Below are 7,198 nucleotides of genomic sequence, written 5' to 3'. Positions count from 1 at the left end.
GCCTCTGGAGGTATTCCTGGTCGAACTCTTTTTCGCAGAATTCGTTTACCGCCTTCTCTACGTCTTTCAGGTCATTGCTGATATATAGGTCCATAATAAAACCAATCGTGAAAGATATTAAAATCCAATTGCTGATGACGAATGAGTCATTTTAACAATACCGGCAGATTTTTTCTATCAAATTCTTCCGCTTCGCCCGGGGAACGACACAGGCGGCCACCCAATTAGTACCCGACGTGCGTGTTCACAAATTCTTTAGTGAGAGTAAGATTGCATCTGGATGATAGAAATAATTCACCGATTCGTTGCTGCGTCCCACTAGTGTTTATAAAGATTATGAAGCTCACGATGGTAATTACAGTTCATTAAAAAATTACGCCTACAAATATTTGTATTAACCGACAATAAAAGCTGAAGATTTGCGAGTGGAACCGATTACTACAACATCAGCGGTGCGGGTCTGCCAGTTCCACCTGGATGCCCTTGTAAGCGATAAAGTTATTTTGGTTTTTTAAATGCCTCATCACCAAATAATCGAACGTCGGTACTCATTGCCTGAAGATCCTCTAAATTTACAATTTCATTAATATTTTTTTAAAGTGTTTTCCGTCTTTCTATTTTGGGTATCAGGTATTAACGATTGTATCTCTGCCAATAAAAACAAAAAAAGACCACAATCAAAAGTAATTGAAATATTGAAGGACGTCCCCTTTGTCTTGTCCCCTTTGTCTTCATTGAAATATTGAAGGACGTCCCCTTTGTCTTCGCCAGAGAGCCTCTTAGCCTTTCTGTAGACGAAATGTTTTACGTGGGTCTTTTTTTCTTCAGAAGACTCCAAGGATCCACGTTCGATTAGTACGAGAGTCTCCCTGAACAGCCACCACTCGTTATCTGATTCTCCACAGAGTTCTTCTATCCTTATAGGCTGGTTGTTTTGAAGTTCCCACTGAGGGAATCCCAACTCGGTAGCAAACCAGTGAACTCGGACCTTCCCATCTCCCGCCTTGAACAATAGAGAAATGCGAATTCTACCCTCTTCAAATCTTGCACTTCCCCGGTCGGTGAGTTTCATATTGGTTTTGATTAAATTATCTGTTTGGCCGCGTTCCTTTACAATACGGATATCGCGAACAGCCGTAGAACTTTCCACGCCTTCCTATACGTAAAACCATCGGCTTTCCGCATCTCGGGCATACAATTGCCCCCAAGGTACTTTCTTTTAAATTCTGTTCTTTTGTATTCCTGTTGTTCTTGATACCCTTACAAGCTTTACATATCCTTCCAGTGCCCGATATCAGACTGCTATCATTAAAATCATCAAGCTTCTTGATGTTCTTGCACTTCGGACACTCTTTCATTTGTCTATCAGACAGTCCCTCGATAGTCTCATGAATGTTATTCACTATTTCATGATTACCTTTCCTTGGCATCACCAGCGCAGCAAGTCGTTTGTCGAGGGTCTGGATTGGGTCTTTTCCTACATTGAAACGGTTTATTCTCAAGAATTTGTAGCCGTAGCTTTCAAGGACTTTTTCCCGGTAGATGTCTTCATCGGAGTAGTATCTCCAGTAATTAAGCTCGTTGACCACATCGATATCCTTGAAGTGCTCATGGAAACCGTCGTATTCGATAATAATTTTGTGGTACTCAGCCTGATCGTCGGAATATATGAGCAGGAAGTCAACCTTATACGCTGGATGGTTATATCTCGGGTCGAGTTGTTTGAGGTATTTTCCCAGTTCGAACTGAGGTGCGAATTCAATCCTGTGCTTGTATTTATTCCAGAACTCGGTTTGGTAGAACCAGTGCAGGACATAGGTTTCCATGGGTGAACTCGGATCGACCATGTTGGGTGGTTTTTCCAGTTTTGCCTCTTGAAGGATCTGATAATAATGTCTCAGCGCCTCACCTATAGAGCCAGCAAATTGATCCAATGGCTTGCTGATGACAAAATGCATTCGCTCCTTTGCACGGCTAAGTCCAACATTTAGTCTCTGTGCTTTTATCTTGCCATCTTCTTCGATATTTATGCTGTTGAGATCCTTGATAAATACACCCCAGAGCTTGTCCTCGGTCTCATTTGCCACCATTGAATAATAAATTATGTCTCTCTCTTCGCCTTGGCACGTATCAAAAGTCATTATCTTGAGGCGCATTTCGTCGAAAAAATAATCTTTGTCCGGCAGAGTACTAATTTTTTCCATGAGAAGTTTCTGTTGATTTGTGTGAGGAGTGATTATTCCCACACTGTCTTTGCAGTTATTGGCCTTTAGCGCTCGCATCTCTTTTATGATGAAGTCAATCTCAAGAACATTGGTGTTCTGTATGAGTTCTCTCTTTCCGTCATGTTGAATGAAGGAGAATTGAATAACTTCATCAATCGCTTTGCCCCTAATTTTCATTACCTGGAGAGTGTTCTGATAAAAATACTTGTTGGAGTAGGAGATTATCTCCTTGTATCCTCGGAAGTATTTCATCAGTTGTGTGCTGTAATTGCTGATAAATTCGAAGAAGTCAAGAATTGATGTTTTAATATCAAATTTCTCAAGCCTCACAAGCTTAACTGGTGAATCTGCGATGGTCTTTTTGAATACATCTCGCAGCCTGTTAAGGTATTCGGTATTTGTGTCCGATCTGGCCTGCGCTGCCTTTACGTTGCTGAACTGTTTCTTGTCGCCAAGAATCAGGACTTTTTTCGCCCTTAGAAGGGCAGGAAATGTCTGCGCAATACTGACCTGAGAAGCTTCGTCGATGATCAGCAAATCGAATATTTCGGGCTCAAGTGGTATATATTCTGCATAATCTCTGATTCCTGCAAGTATGCAGGGAAACGCTTTTTTCAATTTTTGGAATTGATCCTTTGGGAACCTTTCCTTCTTCTTGATGACCTCTCTTATGGCCGCAGCATCCGCTCTGTTGCCATCAAAAAAATCAATCACACTTTTGTCCATAATGTATGTCATCTGAACAGTAACGAGATCTTCGATGGTCTTCTGTCGATTGGCATAGTTCACAAAAGGGAGATCACCAAATTGTTTTTTTATCTTTTTTTTAAGGCTTATATGCTGCAGAAGACGATCGAAATCAATGTCCTCTATATGCGTGAGTCTGTTATCAAAATAGGTCTGGAATGATGACGGATCGAACCCGATCTTCTTGAATGTCTGTTTGTAATAGGAGAGTCGCTCCCCGAGATACTTGAGGTCACCTGAGACTTCCATAAGTGCCTCAAGAGCAGTCAGTATATCAAAGTTTTCCACAACTGAATAGATCGCGTTACAGAAATCGAAACCTTTTGGCAAAGAAACCTTCATTTGCTTTTTTTGTGTATTGAGTGAAAACCAGAAAATCTCGTGTATTTCCTTGATCTCTTCGATGCATTTTCTTGGTTCCTCGAATCCGCAGAACGGGAAGTCATTCTTGAAGTTATTGTTAAGTTGTTTGATCTTCCCACGCTTAAACAAGGTGGCTAATAAACCTGAAACTTTATTATATTCCATTATATACAACGATAGAGTATTGAAGTCTTCGTCAGTAAAGGATTTGAATTTAGTTACAATCTCGATTCTAGGACCATATCTCTCTACGAGAAACGTGATAATGTTCGCAAGCTCCGTGGCTAATTCAGAGACCTGAAGTAGCCCATGCAGATCCTTAAGTGTATTCAAATCAACCCTCAGCAGCTTCAGGAGTTCTTTAGCCCCACCAGTGGTCAGAATCTCCTTGAGGCTGAGGAATATTTTTCGAAATTCTTCAAGTTCATGTACGGAGTCTGGATTGTCCAGCACTTCTACAAGGTCTATTAGTTGATACTGTGCTTCGTATTCCCGCTCCATTGAGATCATTTCGTAGACCTCTCGCAGATCGATGTCCCCGCAGCGAGCTATCTCGTTTTCAAGTTCGTCTCTGAGCGTATTAGAAAGCTTCTGAATACTGTTCTCAATTTCCGCATATTCTTTCTTGGCAGCCCTATGATGAAGGTTTATGTTGCTCATCGAGGCATTAGACAGTATCTGGCTATATGTGCTTCCCGTTTTTCCAAGACGAAGGATAGGATTCTGGAAGTTCTTGTCGATTCTCACCTTGTTCATGGCTTCGGTTATCTTATCCTCTACAACATCGAGGGCCTCTTTTTTGTCCGATAGAATCAGGACATTTTGGTTGTCCATGATCGCATTGAAAGCTATTGCCGTGATGGTATGGCTTTTACCAGTGCCAGGCGGTCCTTCAACGGTTACATATTTGCAACCCTTCTTCCCTAATGCTGCGACAATCTGAAGCTGTTCGCTGTTTAACGGGATCGGGCTCCTGAAAACGAGCTTATCTGGGACATCCTTGTCATCCCACTCATCTGCTATCTCTATCCTGCAGCTTGTAGGGTTCTCTTGAATAAAATCCTCAATCAGCTTATTGAAGGCTACTGCAAGAGTATTGTCCCCCTGATCAAGTAATTGAAGAATCATTTCATAATCGTTTACGAGCGCCTCATCAGCCTTATCGAAAAGGGCGAAATAGCAGGAGTTAGTGATCCTCGTAAACAGTCCTTTAGCTACCTGAGGGATAGGCTTGTTAACGTTTACCCTGGAGTCGAGCTCAAAGAAATCTGTCAGTTCGTCGAGGATAGGCTGCAGCGCATTCCCAAGATTATTGTCATATCGCGCAAGATAAATAATCCTCTCAGAAACATTCTTGAGGCTTCCAAATTTGCCTCTTTCTTCGTTGTATTGTTGAGTGATATATTCAAGAGCTCTTTTGTTTATGTACAGTTGTGAATCGAATTCAAAAGCCATAGCGTCGCCAGACTTCTCAATAGTAAAGGGTATGTAGAAGACAGGATACTTAACCTTGTTATAAGTGATATCACAGAAATAGAGATAAAATTCCTGTTTATCAAGTATGGCCTTGTTTCTGGACATTTCGTAGACTTCGTTATAGACGTCAAATACCTGGAAGCTTTCAAAGAAGGAGCTAACTGCACTTTTCACTTCGTAGGCCTGTATAATATCCCTGAGATTATCTCTTGCGTTCACCTCTTCACCCGCGATGGCGTTCTTAAGTGTCTCATAAATCGTGCTTTGCATGAGCTGAATGAGAACTGCTGTGAGTTCCTCTTCCATTAGGTAGGCAATGTTCTCATCGCCAAGACTCATTGTTTCGAGGGACTGTTCAAGCTTCTGGACGAATGGTACAGTAAGGTTTTCTTTCAGGATGCCTGCTGCTTTGTCAATCGCATAGTTTATAGCCTGTTCATAATCCTTTGGAAAGAGAATCGCAGCCTCCTGCACCTTCTCTGCGACTTTGTCGAGCACTCCTACAACCTGCTCTTCGGATATTTTTTTAGCTTGGATATTAATAACGTCGATCAGATTCTGGGGGATATCTGCACGATAGACCCCCTTCTGAAGAGAGCTAAACTTGTTCTTGTCAAAATTCTTAATTATCAAATCCAAGTTCAGGCGATTGAATGATGGATATTTGTGCAGGTTAAGACCGACGAGCAGGTTGTCCTTGCTGTGTAATTGGATGCTTCTTTTAGGCAGCCGCCTCTTGTGGAAGTCTGTTTCAAGGAAGTCCATAAAATACATAGCGACTTCCTTAATGAAGGGTAGAATTGTGTTTTGATTATCAGCTTTACTCATTGCAGTTCAGACTCAGAGAGTCTTAGGGAACATAGTTGACCATTGTGATTCGTTCTCCTTTTTTTAAGCGCTCTCAATTCCCCAAACGTGGTCATGCCCAGTTCATTATGACAAATTCCAACCACCGTTTCTTTTTATTAAACTTCTTGCCCAATTCTCCTTATTCTCCTGCAATTTCGGTTCATTTACAAGCTAATATTCGTATGACTGATGTCGCATGAAGATAATCCATTTCCGTTTGAAGTGTTGCGTATTCTTCAATACTGACAAAAACAACAGTACAGGAAGAAACTTTGCGGTGCCCATACAGTTCGCCGGGAATCGTTTTGTGAGTCGCGACTCCTATCATGATTGGTGTACTATTAAGTTTTTTAATTTCTTAAGACGTTCTCTTGGCCTGCTTTATGGGCGAGGCACCTGATTCGGCTTGTTCCTTTAGTTTACTGCATCAGCCGGCGTGCTTCTTCACCCATACGACATACTTGTCCATCCAGTTCTGGAGGAATGCTTTGCTGCCGGCACCGATGTTGCCGGCATCGTCAAACAACCCATCCTTTGCATGGATGAATGCCTCGGGTTGGCAAAGGGTCGGCACATCCAGATACGCGAGGACGTTGCGTAGATGCTGTTGTGCCATGGCCGTGCCGATGACGCCGATCGAAGCACCCAAAACACCAGCCGGCTTCCCTGCCCATGCGCTCTGGCCATAAGGACGGGAAGCGTGGTCGATCGCGTTCTTGAGCACGCCGGGGATCGATCTGTTATATTCGGGCGTAACAAACAGAAGACCGTCGGCGTCCTTGATCTCGCCCTTCAACCGCTTGACCGGCTCAGTCTGGTTCACGTCGTCGTCCTGGTTGTAAAGCGGCAGGTCGCCAATCTGCACCTGTTTGAACGAGAACTCCGATGGCGCCAATTTTACAATCGCATTGGCCAGCTTGCGGTTGAATGAATCCTTACGAAGGCTTCCGACAATAACGGCGATTTTGTATGTGCCCATAATGATCTCCTTTCAGGGTTAAAGATGTTAAGTCTCATTAGTCATTTTCCTGCTATTGCATATATTTTTCAACCAAATTCTTTATGCAACACAACAATTCGACATGCATCCTGGCCTTGACTGATTCAACCTGTTTCTATATGATTGAGACAATATGAATGAAAAGATCGTTCTCGGCAAATGGACCGAGGGGAGGCTTGAACGGCTGATCGCCGAAGGCGCGCGGATCGCGGATACGGGCGAGCGGATAGAATTCCTTTCACGGCAGCTTCTCGGTATACCGTACAGGGAGGCGACGCTTATCGGCGATGCAGAGATGCCGGAGGTCTTTGTTGTCAATCTCCATGAAGTCGATTGTTTCACCTTTCTTGATTACATTGAGGCGATGAGGATCTCCGGTTCATTCACGGGGTTCAGAGATAACCTCCGGAGAATCCGGTACCGGAACGGGACGATCTCCTATCAGACCAGGAACCACTTCTTCACCGATTGGTGTAAATTCAACAAAGACCTCGTCGAAGATGTTACCGAGCAGGTCTCGCCCTTCTGGTCCCGGAAG

The 7,198-nt window shown here is 43.2% G+C and carries 4 protein-coding genes; 1 reads left to right on the top strand and 3 read right to left on the bottom strand.

The window, feature by feature from the left end; all coding sequences use genetic code 11:
• Positions 1-583: 583 nt before the first annotated feature.
• The 3 genes from PHU49_12225 to PHU49_12215 all read right to left on the bottom strand — a co-directional run bounded on the left by PHU49_12225 (position 584) and on the right by PHU49_12215 (position 6,639).
• Positions 584-1,072, bottom strand: a complete 489-nt coding sequence (locus tag PHU49_12225) for a hypothetical protein (protein MDD5244774.1) — start codon at positions 1,070-1,072, stop codon at positions 584-586.
• Between the two features lie 16 nt (positions 1,073-1,088).
• Entirely contained in the window at positions 1,089-5,576 is a 4,488-nt protein-coding gene (locus PHU49_12220; GenBank protein ID MDD5244773.1) for an AAA domain-containing protein, read from the bottom strand.
• A 511-nt stretch (positions 5,577-6,087) separates the two neighbouring features.
• A complete protein-coding gene (locus tag PHU49_12215) occupies positions 6,088-6,639 on the bottom strand; it encodes an NAD(P)H-dependent oxidoreductase (GenBank protein ID MDD5244772.1) in 552 nt (183 codons plus the stop codon).
• A gap of 154 nt (positions 6,640-6,793) precedes the next feature.
• On the opposite strand from PHU49_12215, the gene PHU49_12210 reads away from it, so the two are divergent.
• Positions 6,794-7,198: DUF1460 domain-containing protein (locus PHU49_12210; GenBank protein MDD5244771.1), on the top strand; the 405-nt coding region annotated here is incomplete at its 3' end.

This window comes from Syntrophorhabdaceae bacterium, from assembly GCA_028713955.1.
Lineage (GTDB): Bacteria > Desulfobacterota > Syntrophorhabdia > Syntrophorhabdales > Syntrophorhabdaceae > UBA5609.
The sequence above is the reverse complement of the archived record's forward strand: the minus strand, read 5'-3'. Positions and strand labels throughout refer to the sequence as shown.

What these genes read in the sequence shown, in the direction of transcription:
- PHU49_12225 (MDD5244774.1), bottom strand. Translation starts at nt 1,072, where the DNA reads ATGAAACTCACCGACCGGGGAAGTGCAAGATTTGAAGAGGGTAGAATT.
- PHU49_12220 (MDD5244773.1), bottom strand. Translation starts at nt 5,576, where the DNA reads ATGGACTTCCTTGAAACAGACTTCCACAAGAGGCGGCTGCCTAAAAGA.
- PHU49_12215 (MDD5244772.1), bottom strand. Translation starts at nt 6,639, where the DNA reads ATGGGCACATACAAAATCGCCGTTATTGTCGGAAGCCTTCGTAAGGAT.